General features: G+C 71.6%; 22 protein-coding genes, 1 pseudogene and 1 riboswitch. Of the genes and pseudogenes, 6 read left to right on the top strand and 17 right to left on the bottom strand.

Annotated elements, in window-relative coordinates; genetic code table 11:
• The first annotated feature begins 4 nt into the window (after window positions 1-4).
• On the top strand, window positions 5-721 hold the full coding sequence (locus ACFYNP_RS11380; protein ID WP_388784790.1) for an SDR family oxidoreductase: 717 nt from the start codon (window positions 5-7) through the stop codon (window positions 719-721).
• A gap of 60 nt (window positions 722-781) precedes the next feature.
• Here ACFYNP_RS11380 and ACFYNP_RS11375 read toward each other — a convergent pair whose 3' ends face one another.
• The 3 genes and pseudogenes from ACFYNP_RS11375 to ACFYNP_RS11365 all read right to left on the bottom strand — a co-directional run.
• Window positions 782-1,156: a VOC family protein gene (locus ACFYNP_RS11375; RefSeq protein WP_388784787.1), complete on the bottom strand. Its 375-nt coding sequence runs from the start codon at window positions 1,154-1,156 to the stop codon at window positions 782-784.
• Window positions 1,157-1,308: 152 nt separating this feature from the next.
• A complete protein-coding gene (locus ACFYNP_RS11370; RefSeq protein ID WP_388785271.1) occupies window positions 1,309-1,998 on the bottom strand; it encodes a beta-glucanase in 690 nt (229 codons plus the stop codon).
• 129 nt (window positions 1,999-2,127) lie between these two features.
• Window positions 2,128-2,250, bottom strand: a pseudogene (locus tag ACFYNP_RS11365) (flavodoxin family protein); the annotation flags it as partial.
• 221 nt (window positions 2,251-2,471) lie between these two features.
• Between ACFYNP_RS11365 and ACFYNP_RS11360 the strand changes: the two are divergent.
• The 3 genes from ACFYNP_RS11360 to ACFYNP_RS11350 all read left to right on the top strand — a co-directional run bounded on the left by ACFYNP_RS11360 (window position 2,472) and on the right by ACFYNP_RS11350 (window position 6,564).
• The gene (locus tag ACFYNP_RS11360) at window positions 2,472-3,608 is read left to right on the top strand and encodes an FAD-dependent oxidoreductase (RefSeq protein WP_388784784.1); all 1,137 of its coding nucleotides are present in this window, start codon (window positions 2,472-2,474) and stop codon (window positions 3,606-3,608) included.
• Window positions 3,609-4,054: 446 nt separating this feature from the next.
• Window positions 4,055-5,416, top strand: coding sequence for a bifunctional o-acetylhomoserine/o-acetylserine sulfhydrylase (locus tag ACFYNP_RS11355; RefSeq protein ID WP_388410368.1), 1,362 nt, complete (start codon window positions 4,055-4,057; stop codon window positions 5,414-5,416).
• A 5-nt stretch (window positions 5,417-5,421) separates the two neighbouring features.
• Window positions 5,422-6,564: a homoserine O-acetyltransferase gene (locus tag ACFYNP_RS11350; protein WP_388785270.1), complete on the top strand. Its 1,143-nt coding sequence runs from the start codon at window positions 5,422-5,424 to the stop codon at window positions 6,562-6,564.
• A gap of 68 nt (window positions 6,565-6,632) precedes the next feature.
• On the opposite strand, the gene ACFYNP_RS11345 is transcribed toward ACFYNP_RS11350, so the two are convergent.
• The 6 genes from ACFYNP_RS11345 to ACFYNP_RS11320 form a co-directional block, all read right to left on the bottom strand.
• Entirely contained in the window at window positions 6,633-7,763 is a 1,131-nt protein-coding gene (locus ACFYNP_RS11345; protein WP_388410371.1) for an LLM class flavin-dependent oxidoreductase, read from the bottom strand.
• Window positions 7,760-9,133 (bottom strand): NtaA/DmoA family FMN-dependent monooxygenase, encoded by a 1,374-nt coding sequence (locus ACFYNP_RS11340; RefSeq protein WP_388410374.1) that lies wholly within the window; start codon window positions 9,131-9,133, stop codon window positions 7,760-7,762. Before ACFYNP_RS11340 ends, ACFYNP_RS11345 begins: the two co-directional genes overlap by 4 nt.
• 21 nt (window positions 9,134-9,154) lie before the next feature.
• Window positions 9,155-10,366, bottom strand: coding sequence for an LLM class flavin-dependent oxidoreductase (locus tag ACFYNP_RS11335; protein WP_388784781.1), 1,212 nt, complete (start codon window positions 10,364-10,366; stop codon window positions 9,155-9,157).
• A gap of 73 nt (window positions 10,367-10,439) precedes the next feature.
• A complete protein-coding gene (locus tag ACFYNP_RS11330; protein WP_388785269.1) occupies window positions 10,440-10,553 on the bottom strand; it encodes a putative leader peptide in 114 nt (37 codons plus the stop codon).
• 107 nt (window positions 10,554-10,660) lie between these two features.
• Window positions 10,661-11,452: a GNAT family N-acetyltransferase gene (locus ACFYNP_RS11325; RefSeq protein WP_388784778.1), complete on the bottom strand. Its 792-nt coding sequence runs from the start codon at window positions 11,450-11,452 to the stop codon at window positions 10,661-10,663.
• Between the two features lie 169 nt (window positions 11,453-11,621).
• Window positions 11,622-11,750, bottom strand: a complete 129-nt coding sequence (locus tag ACFYNP_RS11320) for a hypothetical protein (RefSeq protein ID WP_345254400.1) — start codon at window positions 11,748-11,750, stop codon at window positions 11,622-11,624.
• Window positions 11,751-11,937: 187 nt separating this feature from the next.
• Window positions 11,938-12,082: riboswitch (SAM riboswitch) on the top strand.
• Between the two features lie 21 nt (window positions 12,083-12,103).
• Here ACFYNP_RS11320 and ACFYNP_RS11315 point away from each other — a divergent pair.
• Both ACFYNP_RS11315 and ACFYNP_RS11310 read left to right on the top strand, forming a co-directional pair.
• Complete coding sequence (locus tag ACFYNP_RS11315; RefSeq protein ID WP_351968519.1) at window positions 12,104-12,184, top strand: putative leader peptide; 81 nt, start codon at window positions 12,104-12,106, stop codon at window positions 12,182-12,184.
• Window positions 12,185-12,387: 203 nt separating this feature from the next.
• Window positions 12,388-13,059 (top strand): glutathione S-transferase C-terminal domain-containing protein, encoded by a 672-nt coding sequence (locus ACFYNP_RS11310; RefSeq protein ID WP_388784775.1) that lies wholly within the window; start codon window positions 12,388-12,390, stop codon window positions 13,057-13,059.
• A 52-nt stretch (window positions 13,060-13,111) separates the two neighbouring features.
• On the opposite strand, the gene ACFYNP_RS11305 is transcribed toward ACFYNP_RS11310, so the two are convergent.
• The 8 genes from ACFYNP_RS11305 to ACFYNP_RS11270 form a co-directional block, all read right to left on the bottom strand.
• Window positions 13,112-13,927, bottom strand: a complete 816-nt coding sequence (locus ACFYNP_RS11305) for a DUF427 domain-containing protein (RefSeq protein WP_388784773.1) — start codon at window positions 13,925-13,927, stop codon at window positions 13,112-13,114.
• Window positions 13,928-14,177: 250 nt separating this feature from the next.
• Window positions 14,178-14,762: a TerD family protein gene (locus tag ACFYNP_RS11300; RefSeq protein WP_100579078.1), complete on the bottom strand. Its 585-nt coding sequence runs from the start codon at window positions 14,760-14,762 to the stop codon at window positions 14,178-14,180.
• A 154-nt stretch (window positions 14,763-14,916) separates the two neighbouring features.
• Window positions 14,917-15,297 carry a hypothetical protein gene (locus ACFYNP_RS11295; RefSeq protein ID WP_388784770.1) on the bottom strand — a complete coding sequence of 127 codons (381 nt, stop codon included), beginning with the start codon at window positions 15,295-15,297 and terminating at the stop codon, window positions 14,917-14,919.
• Between the two features lie 117 nt (window positions 15,298-15,414).
• Window positions 15,415-16,080 carry a pyridoxamine 5'-phosphate oxidase family protein gene (locus ACFYNP_RS11290; RefSeq protein ID WP_388784768.1) on the bottom strand — a complete coding sequence of 222 codons (666 nt, stop codon included), beginning with the start codon at window positions 16,078-16,080 and terminating at the stop codon, window positions 15,415-15,417.
• Window positions 16,077-17,204 carry a globin domain-containing protein gene (locus ACFYNP_RS11285; RefSeq protein ID WP_388410397.1) on the bottom strand — a complete coding sequence of 376 codons (1,128 nt, stop codon included), beginning with the start codon at window positions 17,202-17,204 and terminating at the stop codon, window positions 16,077-16,079. The genes ACFYNP_RS11290 and ACFYNP_RS11285 overlap by 4 nt, the downstream gene beginning before the upstream one ends.
• A 462-nt stretch (window positions 17,205-17,666) precedes the next feature.
• Complete coding sequence (locus ACFYNP_RS11280; protein WP_388784766.1) at window positions 17,667-18,680, bottom strand: NAD(P)/FAD-dependent oxidoreductase; 1,014 nt, start codon at window positions 18,678-18,680, stop codon at window positions 17,667-17,669.
• A complete protein-coding gene (locus tag ACFYNP_RS11275; protein ID WP_388784763.1) occupies window positions 18,677-19,198 on the bottom strand; it encodes an isoprenylcysteine carboxyl methyltransferase family protein in 522 nt (173 codons plus the stop codon). Before ACFYNP_RS11275 ends, ACFYNP_RS11280 begins: the two co-directional genes overlap by 4 nt.
• A gap of 6 nt (window positions 19,199-19,204) precedes the next feature.
• Window positions 19,205-20,269, bottom strand: a complete 1,065-nt coding sequence (locus ACFYNP_RS11270; protein WP_388784761.1) for a type III polyketide synthase — start codon at window positions 20,267-20,269, stop codon at window positions 19,205-19,207.
• Window positions 20,270-20,326: the final 57 nt, after the last annotated feature.

The following is a 20,326-nucleotide window of genomic DNA, read 5'->3' as shown; positions in this document are numbered from 1 at the left end:
TCTCATGAACGATCGCGCAGCTCTGGTGACCGGAGCCAGCAAGGGAATCGGCAAGCACATCGCCCGCCTGCTCGTCGCCGAGGGCCTCACCGTCCACGTGGGTGCCCGCGACGCCCAGCGCGGGCAACGGGCTGTCGAGGAGATCGGCGCGGGCGCCCGCTGCCTGATCCTCGACGTGACGGACCCCGACAGCATCGCGAAGGCCGCGGCCCAGGTGGACCGCCTGGACGTACTCGTCAACAACGCCGGGCTCTCCCCCTCGCTCACCCCGCCGGCCGAAGCCGGTGTCGAGGAGTTCCGCCGTACCTACGAGACCAATGTGTTCGGGGTGGTGGCGGTGACCAATGCCTTCCTGCCCGCCCTGCGCAGCTCACCGCATCCGCGCATCGTCAACATCTCCAGCGGCACCGCGTCGCTGACCTGGAGCACCAGCCCCAACCCCCAGTTCACTCCCGGTGGCGCAGGCGCCGCCTCCTACCGCTCGTCCAAGGCGGCCCTCAACGCCCTCACGGTCCTGTACGCCCTGAGCCTGGCCGACGCGGGCTTCAAGGTGAACGCGCTGGCCCCCGGCCTGCGGGCCACCGACCTCAACCCCCGTGCCGCGAGCGCGGGCGGCGACCCGGCCGAGGCGGCCCAGGGGGCCGTTCGCCTGGCCCTGCTCCCGGACGACGGCCCCACGGGCGGCTTCTTCTCCTGGGACGGGACACCCGTGCCCTGGTGACCCTCCGCCGTGGGCGACCCCGTGGCCGTGCCCGTGGCGGCCGACGCGGACACGGTCTGGTCAGTGCAGGCAGAGGCAGAACGGGTGCCCGGCCGGGTCCGCGTAGACCCGCCAGTTGGCTCCCGGTTGGACCTGGTCCGTCCGCTCCAGCACCGTCGCGCCCAGGGCGAGCGCCCGCTTCTCCTCAGCCTCCAGATCGTCCACGTCGAAGTCCAGATGGATCTGCTGGGGAACCTGCTGGCCGGGCCATTCCGGCGGCCGGTAGCCATCCACCCGCTGAAAGGCCAGACGGCCTCCCTCGAAGCCGTCCACCTCGACCCAGTCGGGGTCGTCCGGGTCGGCGGCCACCCGGCCGCCGAGCAGACCCGCGTAGAACTCCGCGAGCCGGGCCGGGTCGTCACAGTCCAACGCGACCGCCTGTAGCTTTCGAATCACGTGCGACACTCCTTGTTCGCGGGCGGCTCCGGTGCCCTCCGGTACGAGAGGGGTCGTACCCATCGCCGTGGGCAGCATGCACCACCGAGCGCGGCCCCCGTCGGAGACCATGCCGCGTCCCGCTGCCCCGCGGCCGCTGCCGGCCGGTGCCCTCAGCGGCGGTGGATCCGCAGGGACGACACCTCGAATGACAGCTCCGACAAGGCAGTTGGGGGCTCGGGGTGATAACGGCCCGCGCTGACGGACAAGTTCACGATGAGATACGCCTGCCAGTTCCGGCCCACTCCCGCACGGTCTCCGAAGACGCGTACGCCGTTCACCCACCAGGTCACCGACCGGGCCCCGAACCGGACGCGCAGATCGAGCCATGCGTCCGGTGCGACGACGGCGTCCTGGAAGTAGAACTGTCCCCCCTTGACGTGGTTCGTCAGCTCCAGGAGGTCGGGGTTGTCCGGGTGGTATTCGAAGACATCGATCTCCTGACCGCCGTCCCGCCAGGTCCAGATGGCGGGCCACGCCCCCACACCGACCGGCAGCCGGACGCGCGCCTCCAGTACGTCTCCGGTGCGCACGGTGAACCCGTCGGCACTGCCCTCCGTGGTCAACAGCCCGGTCTTCCAGGTGCCGTCGGGGTTCCGGGTCGCCCGGAATACTCCGCCGCGGCTGTACGACGGATCGTCGACCAGGTAATCCAGCTTGTTGTCACCGGGGTTGACCGGGCCGCCGTCCGGATACGCCGACGATCGTCCCGCCACCCACTGCGTCAGCGAGGCGAAGTCCGCAGTGAACACGACCGGGCCGTCGGCCACCGGGGAACGGACACCGGGGCGCGGTCGGCGCAGACGGGCGCGGCACCAGGCGAGAGCGTTGGAGAGCACGGGTCCACACTGCCCACGTACGAGCCGAATATCCCTTCGCGGGTCATTTTCGCCGATCCGCGGTTGCGCCTCCGCGAGGCCCCTCCTTCCGCCTCAGCCGCGCACATGCAACCCGAAGCCGCTGCGCCCCTCGGGCTCAAACCCCGCCCTGAGGTGCGAGGAGGGGATCTCACAGTCGCCGAAGTCCTGTCGCCGGAAAGCGATCGGCCCCGGCGATGCGGGGGTGTGGGACCGCGCCGCGTCGGGCGCTTGTCGGGGGTTGTCAGCGGTCTGTCGGTGAACTGTCGGCGGGCGCAGGGACATTGGATCACGTGGGAGCCGGGCCGGAAACGGCAGGCGCCCCCGCCACATCCGATCGTCCGGACCCTCTGGAGCGGTCCCGGCCGGCGCGACGCCGCCGGCCGGCCGTCCAGGGTCCACGGCCCAGAAGGAATCCCATGCCCACCGACGTCACGATCATCGGTGCCGGTCTCGGCGGCCTCATGCTCGCCCGGGTCCTGCACGTCCACGGCATGTCCGCCACGGTCTACGAGGCCGAGCCCTCCGCGACCTCCCGCTCGCAGGGGGGCATGCTGGACATCCACGACTACAACGGCCAACTAGCGCTTGAGCAAGCCAAGTTGATGGATGAGTTCGATGGGCTCGTCCTGGACGGGCGCCAAGCCCTGCGCGTGCTCGATCCGGACGGGACCGTCCTGTTCGAGAAGGCCGACGACGGCACGGGAGGACGGCCCGAGGTGCAGCGCGCCGACCTGCGGCAGCTGCTGCTCGACTCGCTCCCGGACGGCACCGTGCGCTGGGGACACAAGGTCAACCGGGCCCGCACGCTCGACGACGGCCGCCACGAGGTCACGTTCGCCGATGGCGGGGTCGTCACCACCGGCCTACTGGTCGGCGCGGACGGCGCCTGGTCACGGGTACGACCGCTGCTCTCCACCGTGACACCCGAGTACACCGGCAAGTCGGTCGTCGACACGTACCTGTTCGACTCCGACAGTCGGCACCCCGCCGCCGCGGCGACGGTCGGCGGCGGGTCGATGGTCGCGACGAGGCCGGGCCGGGAGATCTTCGCCCACCGGGAGAAGGGCGACACGCTCCACGTCTACCTGGGCCTGGCCGAGCCGGAGTCCTGGTTCGCCGGCATCGACTTCGGCGATGCGGCCGCGGCGACCGCGCGCCTCGCGGAGGAGTTCGCCGGCTGGGCGCCGGAGCTCACCTCGCTGATCACCGAAACCGACGCCCCACCGGTCCTGCGCCCCCTCTACGCTCTTCCGACGGGCTTCCGCTGGCCGCGGCTGCCGGGCGCGACACTGCTGGGCGACGCCGCCCACCTCGCGGCCCCGAACGGCGAGGGCGCCAACCTCGCCATGCTGGACGGCGCCGAACTCGGCGCGGCCCTCGCCGCGCATCCCGACGACGTGGAGTCCGCCCTCACCGCATACGAGCTGGCGATGTTCCCCCGCAGTGCCGAAGCCGCCACGTTCGAGGGCCACGACGCCCACGGGGACGACGGCGACAACGACGCCCTGCGCGATCTGCTGGCGGCGGTCGCCCGGGAGGAGCAGTCCCCGTAGGAGTCAACTCCCCCGGGCCGTCCGGGCGGCGGTCCCCGTAGGACCCGACTCCCTCGGGACTGTCCGGGCGGCGGCTCGTGGCGGGGAGTCGCCAGGCGATCACGAGGCATGTCCGAGTCATCTGTGGGCCGATCATGGCACGGGGACCACAGCGAGTTGGCGGGATTGTCAACTCCGCATGAACTGGCGGGCGTTGGCGTCACAGATGTGGTTCGCTCACCGCATGACCGTGCTCGTGACCCGCCGCCACGTCGACTACGTGCGTGTCACCACCACGGCTTGTCCCGCCGTGAGCTGACACCCCGCTCCAGCCCCCGCGCGCCCTTCCCCCACACCGTGCTGCCCGCCGCCCCGCCCTGCGGGGTACGGCGCACAGCCCCGCGGTGCACGCACTCCTGACGACCGCCGCGCCATCCGCGCACCCGCCCGCCGCACAAGGGAGAACCATGAGCCAGCCCATCGACGCCGTCACCGCGGGCCATACCCCCGACGAGGAGCCCGTCGGCCCCGACACCTCGGCGTGGTCGTTCGAGACCAAGCAGATCCACGCCGGTGCCGTACCGGACCCGACGACCGGGGCACGGGCCGTGCCGATCTACCAGACGAGCTCGTTCGTCTTCCGCGACACCCAGCACGCCGCGGACCTCTTCTCGCTGGCCGAACCCGGCAACATCTACACCCGCATCCACAACCCCACCCAGGACGTCTTCGAGCAGCGCATCGCGGCGCTGGAGGGCGGAGTCGCCGCCGTGGCCCTCGCCTCGGGGCAGGCAGCCGAGACCCTGGCCATCCTCACGCTGGCGTCCGCCGGTGACCACATCGTCTCCAGTACCTCCCTGTACGGCGGGACGTACAACCTCTTCCGCCACACCCTCCCCAGGTTCGGGATCGAGGTGTCCTTCGTCGACGACCCGGACGACCTCGACGCCTGGCGGGCGGCGATCCGGCCCGACACCAAGGCCCTGTTCGCCGAGACGCTGGGCAATCCGCGCGGCAACGTGCTCGACGTGCGTGCCGTGGCGGATGTCGCGCACGCCGCCGGTGTGCCGCTGATCGTCGACAACACGGTGCCGACCCCGTACCTGCTGCGGCCCATCGAGCACGGCGCCGACATCGTCGTGCACTCCGCGACCAAGTTCCTCGGCGGCCACGGCACCACCATCGCCGGTGTCGTCGTCGACGGCGGCTCCTTCGACTTCGGCGCCCACGCCGAGCGGTTCCCCGGCTTCAGCGAGCCGGACCCCAGCTACCACGGCCTGCGGTACTGGCCCGCGCTCGGGCCGGGGGCCTTCGCCGTCAAGCTGCGCGTCCAGTTGCTGCGCGACCTCGGTCCCGCACTCTCCCCGCACTCCGCGTTCCTGCTCCTCCAGGGCGTGGAGACGCTCAGCCTGCGCATCGAGCGCCATTCCTCCAACGCGCAGGCCCTCGCGGAGTGGCTGGAGCAACGCGACGAAGTGGCCGCCGTCCACTATCCGGGCCTCGAATCGAACCGGTGGTACGCGGCGGGGCAGCGCTACCTCCCGAACGGCGCCGGTGCGGTGCTCGCCTTCGAGCTGCGGGACGGGGTCGAGGCGGGGAAGCGCTTCGTGGACGCCGTCGAGCTGTTCAGCCACCTCGCCAACATCGGTGACGTACGCAGCCTCATCATCCACCCGGCGTCGACGACCCACAGCCAGCTGGACGAGGCCCAGTTGACCGCGACCGGCACGGCGGCCGGCCTCGTGCGCCTTTCGGTCGGCATCGAGAACGTGGCCGATCTCAAGGCCGACCTGGAGGCGGGGTTCCGCGCGGCCAAGGGTGCGTCCTGAGCATCCTGCCCGGCCGGTCCCGGCTCTCCCTTCCGCCTGCCTCCGGGGCCTGGCGGGAGGGAGGCCCGCCCGGGCGACGCCAATGGCACACCCGGTCAGGTCCGCTCCTGCTCGAAGCAGGAGGTGAACTGCCGGCCGTGCGGCTCGCGTTCGAGACGTGGGGGCAGCTCGCCCCCGACCGCTCCAACGCGGTCCTCGTGCTGCACGCCCTCACCGGGGACAGCCACGCCGCGGGCCCGGCCGAGCCCGGCCACCCCTCCCCCGGCTGGTGGGACGCGCTGATCGGCCCGGGACGCGCGTTGGACACGGACCGCTGGTTCGTCGTCGCCCCGAACGTGCTCGGCGGATGCCAGGGCAGCACCGGCCCCTCCTCGACGCGCCCCGACGGCAAGCGATGGGGCGGAGCCTTCCCGTTCCTCACCCAGCGCGACCAGGTGGTCGCGGAGGCCGCACTCGCCGACGAACTGGGCGTAGGGCGATGGGCGTTGGTGGTCGGTGGCTCCATGGGCGGCATGCGGGCCCTGGAGTGGGCGGTGTCGTATCCGCTGCGGACGGGGACGCTGCTGTTGCTCACGACCACTGCCGCCGCGAGCGCCGAGCAGATCGCCTGGGCGAACATCCAGCTCCACGCCATCCGCTCGGATCCCGGCTGGCGCGGCGGCGACTACTACGAAGCGGGTCGCGGACACGGTCCGCACGCGGGGCTCGGCCTGGCCCGCCGCCTCGCCCACGTCACCTATCGCAGCGAGCCGGAGTTGGCGGCCCGCTTCGGCCGGGCGCCCCAGGGGCGCGAGGATCCGTGGGCAGGCGGCCGCTACCAGGTCGAGTCCTATCTCGATCACCATGCCGAGAAGCTGGTGGGGCGCTTCGACGCGGGCAGCTACGTAACGCTGGTGGACGCCATGAACAGCCACGACATCGGCCGTGGCCGGGGTGGCACGCGCCGCGCCCTGGCGCGTGTGACCGCCCGGACCCTCGTGGCGGGGGTGGACTCGGACCGTCTCTATCCGCCCTCGCAGCAGGCCGAGTTGGCGGCGTTGATCCCTGGTGCGGACCACGCTCGCGTCATCGAGTCACCGTACGGGCACGACGGATTCCTCATCGAGGCCGGGCAGGTCGCGGCGCTGGTGCGGGAACTCGTCGGCTAGGCGCGTACGCGCCCAAGTCCGCCCCGGGTCGGAGGCGTTGCCGCCGGCCCGGGGCTAGCACGGCGGACTCACCTCTTGCGCCACTCCTCGGCCAGCAGCTCGTACGAGCGGACCCGGTCCTTGTGGTCGTGGGTGATGGTGGTGATCAGCAATTCGTCCGCACCGGTGGCCTCCTGGAGCTGGGCGAGCTGGTCGGCGACGCTGCCCGGGGAGCCCACGAACTGCGTTTCGATCCGGTCGCGCACCAGCGCCCGGTCCGCGTCCGACCACGTGTGGGCTCGCGCCTCGTCGGGTGTGGGGAACGGGATGGCGCCCTCCGCCGTCCGGATGCTGCGGACCCACAGCCCGTAGCCTGTGGCGAGTTCACGGGCGGTCTCCTCGTCCTCGGCGACGACGACATCGGCCGACACCGTGACGTACGGCGAGTCCAGGGCGTCGGACGGCTGGAACGCGGCCCGGTACCCCTCGGCCGCCTCCAGGACCGTGCCGGGACTGACGTGGTAGTTCGCCGCGAACCGCAGGCCGTTGCGGCCCGCGGCCTCGGCGCTCTCCCCACCGCTGCTGCCCAGGATCCACACCTGGACGTCGGCGCCCTCTCCCGGCACCACGTGCGCCTCGACGCCGTCGGCGGAGCGGTAGGTGCCCGCGAGCAGGGCGAGGACGTCGTCGATCTGTTCCCCGTACGGCTGGGATTCCGCGCTCGGCAGCAGGAGCAGCTTGCGCTGGAGCGCGACCCGGGGTGAGCCCAGGAGGTGCTCGAACGAGAACCGGGGCGGGATCCGCAGTCCGTTCGGGGCGTGGCCGTCGGTCACCGGGGTCGCGCCGGGGACGGGAGCGGCAGGAGCCCCCGGTGGGCGGCCGCCGGAGCGGCCGAGCCCGAGGTCGAGCCGGCCGGGGTGCAGCGCGTCGATGAGGCCGAACTCCTCGACCGTGGACAAAGCTGTGCGATGGCCGAGTTGGACGGCCCCGGAGCCGATCCGGATGGTCGAGGTCGCGGCGGCGGTGAGGGCGAGGACGACCGCGGGCGAGGTGCCGGCGACACCCGGGTTGAGGTGGTGCTCGGCGTACCAGTAGCGGGCGTAGCCGAGCCGCTCGGCCTGACGCGCCAGGTCGATGGAGTTGTGCAGCGCCTCGGTGGCCGTGGACCCGGACGATATCGGGACCAGGTCGAGAATGCCGAGGGGGATGTCGGAGCTCATGACGCCCGCCGAACGTCGGGCCGGCCGTCGGGGTGGGCCAGGCCGAGGTGGTCGCGCAGGGTGGCGCCCTCGTATTCGGTACGGTGGACGCCCCGCTCCTGGAGCAGGGGGACGACCTGGTCGGCGAAGGCGTCCAGACCGCCCGGGGTGATGTGCGGGACGAGGATGAAGCCGTCGCTCGCGTCCGCCTGCACGAAGTCGTTGATGGTGGCCGCCACGGTGGCGGGCGAACCGACGAAGGTCTGCCGGTTGCCGGTCTCGATGACCAGGTCACGGATCGACCACTTGTTGGCTTCGGCCAGCTCGCGCCATTCGCGGGCCGTGGCCAACGGGTCGCGGTACATGCGGACTTGGGCACGTCCCCGGGCGACGGTGTGCTCGCCGAGGTCGGGGTCGACGTCGGGGAGCGGGCCCTCCGGGTCGTACCCGGACAGGTCCCGGTTCCACACGAATTCCAGGTGCTTGATCGCCGTGGCCCCGCTCACCTGCTGACGGCGTACCTCGCGGGCGATCTCCTCGGCCTCGGCGTCGGTGTCGCCGAGGACGAAGCTCGCGGCGGGGAGGATCAGCAGCTGGTCGTGCTCGCGGCCGTAGCGCGGCAGGCGCCCCTTGACGTCGGTGTAGAAGGCCTGGCCCTCCTTCAGCGTGGCGTACCGGCTGAAGATGGCGTCGGCGCTCGACGCGGCGAACTCGCGGCCCTCGTCGGAGTCTCCCGCCTGGAAGATCACCGGGCGGCCCTGCGGGGAGCGCGGCACGTTGAACTGACCCTGGATGTCGAAGTGTTGGCCCGAGTGGACGAAGGATCCCGCCTTCGCGTCGCTCAGGAAGGATCCGGTGGACGGGTCGGCGAGAATCTCGTCACCGCGCCAGGAGTCGAAGAGCTCGTTGGTGGTCTCCAGGAACTCCTTAGCCCGCGAGTAGCGCTCCTGTTGCGGCAGGAAGCCGCCGCGGCGGAAGTTCTCGCCGGTGAAGGCGTCCCAGGACGTGACCACGTTCCAGGCCGAGCGACCGCCGGAGAGGTGGTCGAGGCTGGCGAACTGGCGGGCCACCTCGTAGGGCTCGTTGAAGGTGGAGTTGATGGTGCCGGTCAGGCCGAGGCGGTCGGTGACGGCGGCCAGTGCGGCCAGCACGGTGAACGTGTCGGGGCGCCCCACCACATCCAAGTCGTATATTTTGCCGCCCTGTTCACGCAGCCTCAGCCCTTCGGCGAGGAAGAGGAAGTCGAACTTGGCGCGTTCGGCGGTCCGCGCGAAGTGTGCGAACGAGCTGAACTCGATATGGCTGCCGGCGGCCGGATCGCTCCACACGGTCGTGTTGTTGACGCCGGGGAAGTGGGCGGCCAGATGGATCTGCTTCAGGGGCTTGCTCATGTCGTGCGGTCTCCGTCCGGCTCAGGCGTTGGTGGCGGCGTAGCGGTTGGCGGGACGGGCGAGCCCGAGCAGTCCCCGCAGGGTGTCGGCCTCGTAGGCACCGCGGAAGGCACCGCGGCGCTGGAGCTCGGGCACCAGACCCCGGGTGATCGCGGGGAGGTCGTGAGCGACGACGGCCGGACGCAGCCGGAAGCCGGACAGCCCCGCCTCCTGCAACTCCTGGATGAGATCGGCCAGTTGGGAAGCCGTTCCGGTGAAGATGCGCGCGTCGCTCGTGTACGGCGCGCCCGCCAGGGCGTCGAGCCGCTCCCGGCGGGCAGCGGCCACCGAGGGGTCCTCGTCGAGGAAGACCACCAGGTCGCCGAAGACGTGGACGGTCTCGTCCGCGCGTCCCGCGGCCGCCTGCTCGGCGCGGATCTCCGCGACGATCGCGCGGGCCTGGTCGCTGTCGTGCGGGGTGACGAAACCGATGTCGGCCGCCCTGGCCACCAGGCGGTTCGGGATGGTCCCGTGGGCCAGCGCGCTGACGATCGGCTGCCCCTGCGGCGGGCGCGGGGTGATCGAGGGGCCCTTCACACGGAAGTGCTCGCCCTCGAAGTCGATGTAGTGCACCTTGTCGCGGTCGATGAAGCGCCCGGTGGCCGCGTCCCGGATCTCCGCGTCGTCCTCCCAGCTGTCCCAGAGCCTGCGGACCACCTCCACGTAATCGGCCGCCTCGTCGAAGTGCCCGCGCACCACTTCTTGCCCTTCGGGGGTGTTGTAACCCCCGGCCGGCAGCGACGGGACGGTCCGGCGGCCGAAGTGCGCGGCCTCGTTGGGGCGCGGGCCGATCTGCACGCGTACGCCCGCACGGCCGGTGCTCACGTAGTCGAGCGTGGCGATCGCCTTGGAGATGTGGAACGGCTCGGTGTGGGTGGTCACCACCGTCGGCACGACGCCGATGTGCCGGGTCAGTGGCGCGACGCGGGCGGCGATGAGCACGGCGTCCAGGCGGCCCCGCACCTGATCGGTGCGGTCATCGGGCCCGGTGGGCTTCGACGACTGGAGCCCCAGACCGTCCTCGATGGTCACCAGGTCGAGCAGCCCGTGTTCGGCCTCCGCGACGAGGTCGGCCCAATATCCGGCGGTGAGCAGGTCCCTGGGCCGGGACACCGGCTCCCGCCAGGACGCCGGGTGCCAGCCGGTGCCGTCGAGCGCGACGGCGAGGTGCAGGGGAGAGGGAGTTGCGGTCACGGCGGTGACGCCTTCCTGAAGATCCGTACGAGGAAGCCCGCCCCGGTACGCGGGGCGTGGCAGCGGGGGAACGTCAGGGGCGACAGAGCGCGCCGGCGACGCGCAGCAGGTCGATGTGGTGCCGGGAGTAGAGATGGAGACGGCGCGGGGCCGGCGCGGCGGCAGGGCGACGGGACGGCGTACCCACCTGACTCACCGCCCCCTCCGCCCGGTGGACCCGGGTTCCTCGCCGGTCTCGCGCCGACGGTCTCCGGACGGGCCACCGCGTGCGCTTCAACGGTTCCAACGACACAACTACGCTGCTTCTTCCCTGAGTTCAGCATTTTCTTGTCCGTCGTGTCCGTGCGGCCGCAAGGGGCCTCCCGGTGCGCGGACGAGCATGAACCGGGTGCGGTGGCGCAGGGTGAAGCCGATCGACTCGTACAGCCGGATGGCGTTGGTGTTGCTCGCGGCGGCGTGGAGGAAGGGGGTGTCGCCGCGTTCTCTGATGCCATGCGCCACGGCGCGGACGAGCCGGGTCGCCAGGCCCCGGCCGCGGTGGTCCGGGTGGGTGCAGACGGCGCTGATCTCGGTCCAGCCGGGCGGCCGCAGCCGTTCCCCGGCCAGCGCGATCAGCCGACCGTCCTCCCGGAGTCCGAGGTAGGTGCCGAGCTCCACGGTACGGGGCAGGAAGGGGCCCGGCCTGGTCAGCGCGATCAGCTCCAGGATCTCGGGTACGTCGCAGAGCCCGAGCCGTACGGCCTCGGGCGCGGGCGCGTCGCGCAGCGCGGTGGCCACCATCTGGACGCCCTCACCGCTCTGCTCGATCCCCCAGCCGTCCGGCACGGTACGGACCGCCGTCACCGGCGTGACGGCACCGGGCCCGACCAGCAGGGCCAGGTCGTCCCAGGCACGGGGGTCGGTGGGGTCCGCCAGTGCGGTGAAGGGCGAGACGTCCGTGGGGAAGCGGGCGGCCCTGCCGTGGCGCTCGGCGAGGTGGGCCTGCGGGCCCGTCAGCGCCGCCCAGGCGGCGTTGTCCAGGACATGAGGATCCGTCAGCCGGGATTCCGGGCTGGACGGTGGGGCGGGGTACACGCTGGTGGACATGGCGGTGCGGGTCTCCGTATCGGGATCGCGGCAGGACCCCTGCCGGGCGGAACACGGCGAGGAAACCTGCGATGACGCGTGGACGTCCGTGGTCCGAGGGGTACGTCGAGCGCGGACAGCCGCACCACGTGGGCGGTGGGCGTCAGGAACTCGATGGAACGGCCAGGGCTCAGCGGAGGGCGCTGCTCGGCTCCGTACACAGCGCGCTGCTGACGCGCAGCAGGTCGACACAGCGGTCCGTGCACAGCGGGATGCGGCCGGGGCACCGCCGGGCGGCCGTCCCATCAGCTGCGCGCATCACTGTCACCGTCACTTCTTTGGCCCCGCAGGTGTTCTGCCGACCCGTTTCCACGGGCCCGAGGGCAGCACGTCGTTCGCGAAAGGTAGGCAGGCCTCCTGGGGAATGTCAATGTACGGGCCACCAGTTGAGACCGCTCGTCGGCCTTCTTGACGGCTTCGCGAAGCCCGCCCAAACTGGCGTGGACGGTCACGATTGTCAGCGCCCACAGTGCGGGTCCGCCCGCTCCCGTGGTCATCGGCCCCGGCCCGCTGACAGGCAACCCTTCCACCGCGACGGGGTGCCCCGGGTGACGACCGGGTCCCGCCTGCACGGCGGGGCAAGCGTGGTCTCGCGTCTCGCGAGCCCCGAGGATGAGGCGGGTGGACATGCCGAGGAGCGGCCTGACCAGGCGCCTGCACATCGATCTCCTGCGCGTCTCCAGCGCCTACTGATCCGGGACCGGTCGGCACGATCCGGACCGTCCCCGACCAGCGATGCCGCCCCGCATCCAGCCGCTGATGCGCTCATGCCGTAGTGGCGCCTCATTCCAGGGAGAGTCATGCCCGAGACGTTTTCCCGCAGTTCCCGCACTGCCGTGTCCACCGGCTGTCAGGCCTCGCCCCCCTCTGCGGGGCCGCGCCCCAGGGCGGCGGCGGTGGCGTCGCAGCACGCCCGTCGCTTCCGCAGCCGGATCGGTGCCGGGGCGGCCGGTGGCTTCTACCCCGCACCACGGCGCTACGACCTGTTCCTGTGCGGGAGTTGTCCCCGCTCGCTGCGCATCGCGATCACCCTCGACCTGCTCGGTCTGCGCGGCTCGGTCGCCACGACGATCCTGGGCTCCCCCGCCGCGACCCCCGACGGCTACGCCGCACTGCGCCGCGCCTACGAGACCACGGGGTACCACTACGACGGACCGTTGACGGCGCCCGCGCTGCGCGACCGTTGGAGCGGCCGGATCGTCAGCAATCACACGCCCGACATCCTCCGCGACCTCGCGGGTCCCCTGGCCGGCGAGGACGGCGGCGAAGCCGCCCCGCTCCGGCCGCCGCATCTGATCGCGGACATCGAGGCCCTGCGCACGGTGCTCGACCGCGACGTCACGTCCGACGCGCAGCCCTCGGCGCGGCAGGCCGCGCTGAGGGTGCTGGATCGCCGTCTCGCCCGGCGGCCCTATGCGCTGGGCGAGGAGTTGACGGCTGCGGACGTGGACCTGTGGGTGGCGCTGGTCCATCTCGACGACCCGGCCGAGTTGCTCGGCGCGGCCCCCCGACTCGACGCCTACGTGCGGCGGCTCGGGGAGCATCCCGCCTTCCGGCGCGCGGTCTAGGCCGGGCCCGGACGCGCCGCACGCGGAACGGTGACCGTCGGGCGCGCCCGGCTCACGGCGCCGGTGGCGACGACAGTGTCCTGCTGAACACCGTGGCCGGGCGGGCCAGTCGTTCGCCGTCCACGGTGATGTCGACGGCCTCGTTGTAGAAGGCGACGAGACGCTGGACGGCACCCACCGCGGGCAGTGGCTCCGGGTAGGTCCACACGACGTTCGGCGGCACGTCGGCCTCGCCGCGCCACGACCAGTACTCGGCAGTGCCCTTGTAGGGGCATCCCGTGCTGTGGTCGGTCGGTTCGAAGAGGTCCAGGCGTACGTCCTCACGCGGAAGGTAGTAGCGCGTGGGAAGTCCGGTCTCGAAGACGAGCACCGGGCGGTGGGTGTCGGCCACGACCGTGCCGTCGATCTCGACCGTCACATGCCGGCTGCTCGCCAGCGCGTCCACGCGCTTGTACGGGTCACGGGGGTGGATGAAGATCTCTTCCTCCTCCTCGTACCAGTGGTCGAGGCCGCGGCCGACGCGGCTGAACCACTCGAAGGCGATGTGCCCGGCGAGGTCGTCGGCGGGGAACGTCCAGGCCGCGTTCTCCGTCAACTGGCCCTCGGCTTCGAGGTCGTAGAAGACGCGCGACCCCGTATGCGTACCCGTGGGCGGGTTCTTCGCCGGGCGGAGCAGATCCTGGCGGACCTCGTCGCGGGGGAACGCGTACAGCGGCACGGGGACGTCCGGCTCCCAGACGAGGACGGGATGCCGGCTGTCGACAACGGTGACCTCGCCCTTGCGGCCCCGGACCCAGCGTTCGCCGGCCTCCCACCGGAGGCCTTCCGGTGTGGTCCTGACGTTTCGCGCGCTGGGGAACGTGGTCATGAACGGCTCTCCCTCGGCTTGCTCCGTGTGCCCCGGTCCGAGCGGGCCGGACGAGTGTCTCCTGGCCAGGGTCCGAAGAGGGCGCTGCGCCGAAGGCGTGTCCGCCGTCCTCCGGGGCGACCTCGCCCGGGCACTGTCGCGGTACCCGGGCGAGAACAAGCCACTTGCCGCTGGAGCCCTTGTCGCCGGCGCGCCGACCGCTGGTGTTCTTCAGCGCCAGCCGGCTGCCGACGGACTACGTGCTGACGGACTACTTGCTGACGGCGAACCGCATCAGCGCGTGCTCGTCGCCCTGCTTGATCTTGCCCGTCACGTTGATCACTTCGAGCTTCCAGGAGGCGCCGTCGCGGGTGGCCTTCGCCACGGCGCAACCGTTGTCCTGGGTCAGCAGGCTGGGCCAGATGTCGGCGACCTGCTGCGAGCTGCCGCCGGTCGCATCGTAGACCTTGAAGCTGATGTTGCGGGCCTTCTGGAAGGAGCTGCCCTTCTTGAAGGCGGCGGCGACGAACACGATCGAGGTTATGTTGGCGGGCACCCGCGCGAACTCGACCGTGACGGTCTCGTCGTCGCCGTCGCCGCGACCGGTCTGGTTGTCGCCGCTGTGGACCACGGAGCCGTTGCCCATGGGGTCCAAGGAGTCGAGGCCCGCCAGCCGCACCGGATCCGCGCCCTGCATGGCGATGGCGATGAGGTCGAGGTCGGTGCCCGTCTTACGGCGGAGCATTCCCACCACCCCACCGCTGCTGCCGGCTGTGGGGTCCCAGGACACACCGAGGGACAGATGCGTAACTCCGTCCAGGTCCGCCGGCCCGGTTTCCTTCGTCAGCGTGATCATGCGTCAGCCATCCTCTGGTAGTTCGCATAGGTCTATAAAGAGCAAAGTGTGCCTAATGCTACGACGACTCCGCACATCGGGTCGGCCGTGCTCTGCCCTCGCAGCCGCGCCCTCGTCCGCACCACCGCCCCATGCAACTCCCGCCCCAGCGAGGTCAGGGTGACGGGGTGGGCCACCTCGATGGCATGGTGGCTCCCACCTTCTTTCCGTACTCCAGGGTCTGCTGGAGGGCCTCGAAATCCCAGTCCGAGAAGCAGGCAGGATGCGCGTTCATGATCTTCGATGCCGCTTCCAGGGACCTCGTCGTGTTCTCGGTGACCGCGGCCGGCCCTTTCGCAGGAGGCGTGAGCCCCGCCTCCAGGGCTTGGTTCCAACGCGCGCGCACGGTGGCACAGTCGGCGGCCCCGACCCCCGTCGGGCTCACCGTGGCGGCCGCGGCGGCCGGGGTGGACCGGCCCGAGGCCGCCCCGCCGCCACACGCCGATGCCGCGGCCAGCAGCACCGCGACCGTCCCCATCGTCCTCACCGAACGCATGAGCCCCCCCTTGGCACCTGAACGAGCCGAGATCATTGCACACAACTCCCTTTGCAACGACGCCCTTTCAGCCCCCAACGGGGCGGACCGGTTCGTCCTGCGTCCCGGGGATGAGCGTCATCGCGGGTATCGGGGGTCGTAGGCGACAGGACCGTTCTGGTTGCCCGCGGTCAGCAGGTCGGGCAGGCCGGCGGCCGGGGCGACGAAGTAGTCGCTGTCCTTGGGGCGTTGGTCGGAAGGGTCGCGCGGGGGGCGGGCGGCCGGTTCGAGGTGGGGGATGTGCTTCGAGCAGTGGACGTACGCCTCGTGCACCGTGATGTGGATCCACAGCTCGGGCTGGCGCCCGGGGGCGGAGTCGAAGGGGATGGGGGCGTGGGCGATGCGCGGGTCGGCGGGGGCGAGCAGGCCGGCCGTCCCGTTGACGTGCAGCCCTATGTGGTGGTGGGTGAAGTCCATGAACAGCAGCCCGACATGGGGGTTCTCCGCGATGTTGCCGGCGCTGGCCAGGACACCGTTGCCGCGGTATTCCGGGTAGGTCAGCGTGCGCTCGTCGAGGACGGTGACGAAGCCGGGCGGTCCGGCCCTGAAGCTGGAGTCGCAGCGGCCGCCCGCGTCGGCGGTGGAGAGGAACACCATGGACTGGCGTGCGATGAAGTCCCGCATCGGCGGGGTCAGTACGGGATGCACCTGGCGGGAGTAGAACGAGTTCGCACGCTCCGCGGTGCCGAGGTGGGCCTGGAGCGCACGCTCGCCCGGGGAGGGTATGGCGTGGGGGCTGTTCACAGCGCTGGGTTCTCCTGGGGGTCGCGCACTGGGGCGAGAGGGGTGTTGAGGACGGGGACGTCGAGCGGGTCGTGGTGGATCCGGAACGGGGGGACGCCGCCGCGCATGAGGTTGTGGGCGGCGGAGGTGACCATGTCGGGCGGGCCGCACAGGAAGGCCTCGTGCTGGTCCCAGGGCCCGAATTCGCGCAGCACCTGGGGCAGGCTTCCTTCCCTGCCCACGATGTGCTGGTGGGAGACGGCGGCGCGGACCGACAGCCAGTGGTGGCGCTGCGCCATGCGGAGCATGTCGTCGAGGCCGTACAGCTCTTCCGCGGTGCGGGCGCCGACGAAGAGATCGACGTAGCGGCGTATGCCGGTGTGTGCGGCCTGTTCCAGGATGGCGCGGATGGGGGCGAGTCCGGTGCCGCCGGCCACGCACACGAGGTCCCGGTCCTCTGCGGCCTCCAGGGACATGGCCCCCTGCGGTGGCCCGAGCTTGACGATGTCACCGACGGCCGCGCGGTACACCAGGGAGTTGCTGACCACGCCGCCGGGCACGGCACGGACGTGGAAGGTGAGGGTGTGGTCCGGCCTGGGAGCGTTGGCCACGGAGTAATGGCGCCAGGCCAAGGGTCTCCAGGGCGTCTCCATGCTGACGTACTGGCCCGCGGTGTAGGGATAGGCGAATTCCGGCCGCACCGTGATCTCCGCGATGCCGTTCCCGCGCGGCACATGACTGACGATCTGCGCCCGCCAGGCGGCGGGGCGCACCCGGCTGTCCTCCTCGGCCGCCTGCACCATCACACCGGCCGCGGTGGTGTACGCCTTCGTCCAGGCGGCGGCCATCTCGGGAGTCCAGTCGCGGCCGGCGTACCGGGCCAGTGCGGCGAGCAGGCATTCCCCCACCGCCGGATAGTGCCCCTCCAGGGCTCCGAACTTGCGGTGATCCCGCCCCAGAAGGGAACAGAACCGGACAAGGTTCTCCGGGTCGTCGACCAGCTCGATGATGCGCAGCAGCCCTCGCAGCAGACGGTCGCGCTGGACGTCCATGTCGGCGGGGAAGAGTGCGCGGACCTCGGGGTAGCGGGCGAAGAGGATGGCGTAGAAGTACACCGTCACTTCGCCGGCCTGCGGTTCGACCACCGCGAGACCCGCACGTATCAGCGCGACCTCCCGCTCGTTCAGGGGCGGCGCATGGGTAGTCGCGGATGCCCCTGATGCCTCGGATGCCTGGATGTGTGGCTCATGGCTCGGCCGGGTAGCGGTGGGGTTGGCGGGGTCGAGCGGCGGCGTGGGGGCCGTGCGCAACGATCGTCGGGACACAGAGTTGTCGCAATCTCAGAGACCGCCGTTCCAGGGAGCCTGAGCGGCGGGTGGGCAGGGACGGAGTGGGTCGGGCAGCTCACCTTCCAGACGGGGCGTGGACATGACGTTGATCGTCTTCCCCTGAATTACTGCGTCAGCCCTGTCGGACTCGTTACCCGGACGCGCTGCGCATTGACGACGGCACACGCAGTGCGCACGGGCCGATATGGGGGTGAACACCGCTGCCCGGGGCTTCCGCGGCACACCCGCGCAAGCCCCCACGCTCCCGGTCGAACCACCTCACGCGAGCTGGTTGACCAGGTGGGAGAAGACGGTGGGCAGGCGGGTGGCCAGCGGCACGATGCGCGGGGCCAGGCGTGGGTGGGAACGTGCGCGGAGCAGTCCCTCGGTGAGCAGGCGGTAGCGCCGGGAGGCGCGGTGCCAGGCCTGTTCGTAGTCCTGTGGCCGGTCTGCGCCTACGCACCGCACGAGGTGGGCCGCGCCGGACAGCGCCAGGGAGATGCCCTCGCCGGTGAGCGCGTCGATGTAGCCGGCCGCGTCTCCGACCAGCAGCACGCGGCCCGCGACTCGGGCCCGTACGCGTCGGCGCAGTGGCCCGGCGCCCCGCACGGGCGACGTGGCGTGTGCGCGGAGCAGTCGGGCCAGGGCGGGAAAGGAGCCCAACTGCTCGTCGAAGGGCGCCCGTTGACTCGTCAGGATGGCCACGCCGACCAGGTCGGGGGCCAGCGGTGTGACGTAGGCCTCGGATCGCGGGGACCAGTGGACTTCCACGCAGTCGGACCAGGGCGCCACCGCGAAGTGTCGGCGCAGACCGTAGCGAGGCGTCCGCGGGTCGGTGCGCTCCAGGCCGAACTGTCTGCGGACGGGCGAGTGCAGGCCGTCGGCGGCGGCGAGGTAGCGGGCCGTCAGACCGGCGGCGGTGACGCCGTGGGAGTCCTGGTGCACCACGCCGACCCGGAGGGGAAGGACGGGCACTCCGAGATCCGCCGCCCGGCGGGAAAGGGCCTCGTGCAGCGCCGTTCGCCGTACGCCCAGGCCCGGCCCCTCCCGGAATCTGGCTTCGGCGAGGCGTTCACCGTCCAGATAGCGGATGCCGTGGAGGGGCCGGCCCGGCACCTGGACGCCCAGGTCGCGCAGGGCTCGGACGGCGCCGGGCATCAGGCCCTCCCCGCACGCCTTGTCGATGGGGGCCGTTCGGGGTTCGGCGACCACCACATCGAGACCGGACGAGGCGGCGTGGATGGCGGTGGCGAGACCGGCGGGACCGCCGCCGGCGATCAGCAGGTCGATCACGCCGGTTCCGGGACGCAGCGCCGGAGGGCGAGCGTCTCGCAGCGCAGCCGGGTCACGAGCAGTGGAAGGTTGAGCAGGGTGAAGCACAGGGCGGTGAGCCACGCGGAGTGGACCAGGGGCAGGGCGATGCCTTCGACGACGACCGCGAGGTAGTTGGGGTGCCTGAGCAGACGGTAGGGGCCCGCGGTGACGAGGGGCAGGCCGGGTACCACGACGACACGGGTGTTCCAGCGCGGTCCCAGGGTCGTGATGCACCACCACCGAAGCACCTGCGCGCCGAGTGCCAGCGTGAGCATCGGCCAACCGAGGGCCGGCAGGAACGCGCGAGGGGCGAGCTGGGTCTCGGCGAGACACCCGAGGAGGAGCCCGGTGTGGAGCAGGACCATCGTCGGGTAGTGACCGCGCCCGGATTCCACACCGCCGCGTGCGAGGCTCCACGCCAAGTTGCGGCGTGCGACGGCGAGTTCGGCCAGTCGCTCCGCGGCGACCAGCAGGATCAGAACGGTGTACGGGTTCATGTGGGCCTACCAGCGGAGCAGCACGAGTTCGGAGCAGAGGCCCGGCCCCAGGGCGAGCAGCAGTCCGGCGCTGCCCGGCGGCGGCGGACGCAGCGCGAGCGTGTCGCGCAGGATGTGCAGGACCGAGGCGGACGAGAGGTTGCCCGCCTCGGCCAGGGATCGACGGGAGAGCTCCAGAGCGCGGGTGTCCAGCGCGAGGGTCTCGTCGAGCGCTTCCAGGACCTTGGGGCCGCCGGGGTGGCACACCCATCCGGTGACGTCCGGGGGCTTGAGGTCGTGTTCGGCGAGGAAGGACCGTACTTCCTCGCCGAGGTGGAGCCGCACCAGGTCCGGCAGTTCGGCGCCGAGCACGACGGCGAAGCCGCTGTCGCCGATGTCCCAGCCCAGAGCGCGCTCGGTGCCCGGATACAGGCGGCTGCGCGTGGCGACCACCCGCGGTCCCGCCTGTTCGCGAGCGCGCGGATGGTCCTTGCCCACCGCCACCAGTGCGGCGGCCCCGTCCCCGAAGAGCGCGCCCGCCACCATGCCCGGTACGGAGTCGTCCCGCCGCTGGAGGGTCAGCGAGCAGAGTTCGACCGAGAGCAGTACCGCCACTTGGTCCGGCCTGCTGTCCAGGTAGTCGTGCAGCCGCGCCAGACCGGCGGCGCCGGCGACACAGCCGAGCCCGAAGACGGGTACGCGCTTCACATCGGTGCGCAGCCCGAGCCGGGCGGCCAGTCGCGCCTCGACGGACGGTACGGCCAGCCCGGTCACGGAGGTGGAGATCACCAGGTCCACGTCCTGCGGGGCGAGGCCGGCCTCCGCAAGGGCGGCGACCATCGCCCGCTCACCGAGTTCGAGGGCCGCCTCGATGAAGAGGTCGTTGGCCTCACCGAACCCGGTCACGCCGGCGTACCGGTCGAGAGGCAGCGCCAGATGACGGGTGGAGACCCCGGCGCTGGTGTGCAGACGCCTCAGTACGGCGCGGTCGGCGCCCGGCGGCAGGCACATCGCCGCGACCGCTTCGGTGATCTCGGCCTGCTGGTACCGGTGGGGCGGGAGCACCCCGTGGACAGCGGCGATTTGCGTCATTCGGCCAGAATAGGAGTGAACTACTCAAAAGTTACGAATTGGTTGATGTGCGGCAGG

This window comes from Streptomyces sp. NPDC006691 (assembly GCF_042869955.1).
Classification (GTDB): Bacteria; Actinomycetota; Actinomycetes; order Streptomycetales; family Streptomycetaceae; genus Streptomyces.
The sequence above is the reverse complement of the archived record's forward strand: the minus strand, read 5'-3'. Positions and strand labels throughout refer to the sequence as shown.

Coding starts and splice junctions, on each gene's coding strand:
- ACFYNP_RS11380 (WP_388784790.1), top strand. CDS start 5: ATGAACGATCGCGCAGCTCTGGTGACCGGAGCCAGCAAGGGAATCGGC.
- ACFYNP_RS11345 (WP_388410371.1), bottom strand. CDS start 7,763: ATGAGCTCCGACATCCCCCTCGGCATTCTCGACCTGGTCCCGATATCG.
- ACFYNP_RS11275 (WP_388784763.1), bottom strand. CDS start 19,198: ATGAACCCGTACACCGTTCTGATCCTGCTGGTCGCCGCGGAGCGACTG.
- ACFYNP_RS11340 (WP_388410374.1), bottom strand. CDS start 9,133: ATGAGCAAGCCCCTGAAGCAGATCCATCTGGCCGCCCACTTCCCCGGC.
- ACFYNP_RS11305 (WP_388784773.1), bottom strand. CDS start 13,927: ATGACCACGTTCCCCAGCGCGCGAAACGTCAGGACCACACCGGAAGGC.
- ACFYNP_RS11300 (WP_100579078.1), bottom strand. CDS start 14,762: ATGATCACGCTGACGAAGGAAACCGGGCCGGCGGACCTGGACGGAGTT.
- ACFYNP_RS11355 (WP_388410368.1), top strand. CDS start 4,055: ATGAGCCAGCCCATCGACGCCGTCACCGCGGGCCATACCCCCGACGAG.
- ACFYNP_RS11295 (WP_388784770.1), bottom strand. CDS start 15,297: ATGCGTTCGGTGAGGACGATGGGGACGGTCGCGGTGCTGCTGGCCGCG.
- ACFYNP_RS11325 (WP_388784778.1), bottom strand. CDS start 11,452: ATGTCCACCAGCGTGTACCCCGCCCCACCGTCCAGCCCGGAATCCCGG.
- ACFYNP_RS11315 (WP_351968519.1), top strand. CDS start 12,104: ATGAGGCGGGTGGACATGCCGAGGAGCGGCCTGACCAGGCGCCTGCAC.
- ACFYNP_RS11360 (WP_388784784.1), top strand. CDS start 2,472: ATGCCCACCGACGTCACGATCATCGGTGCCGGTCTCGGCGGCCTCATG.
- ACFYNP_RS11320 (WP_345254400.1), bottom strand. CDS start 11,750: ATGCGCGCAGCTGATGGGACGGCCGCCCGGCGGTGCCCCGGCCGCATC.
- ACFYNP_RS11270 (WP_388784761.1), bottom strand. CDS start 20,269: ATGACGCAAATCGCCGCTGTCCACGGGGTGCTCCCGCCCCACCGGTAC.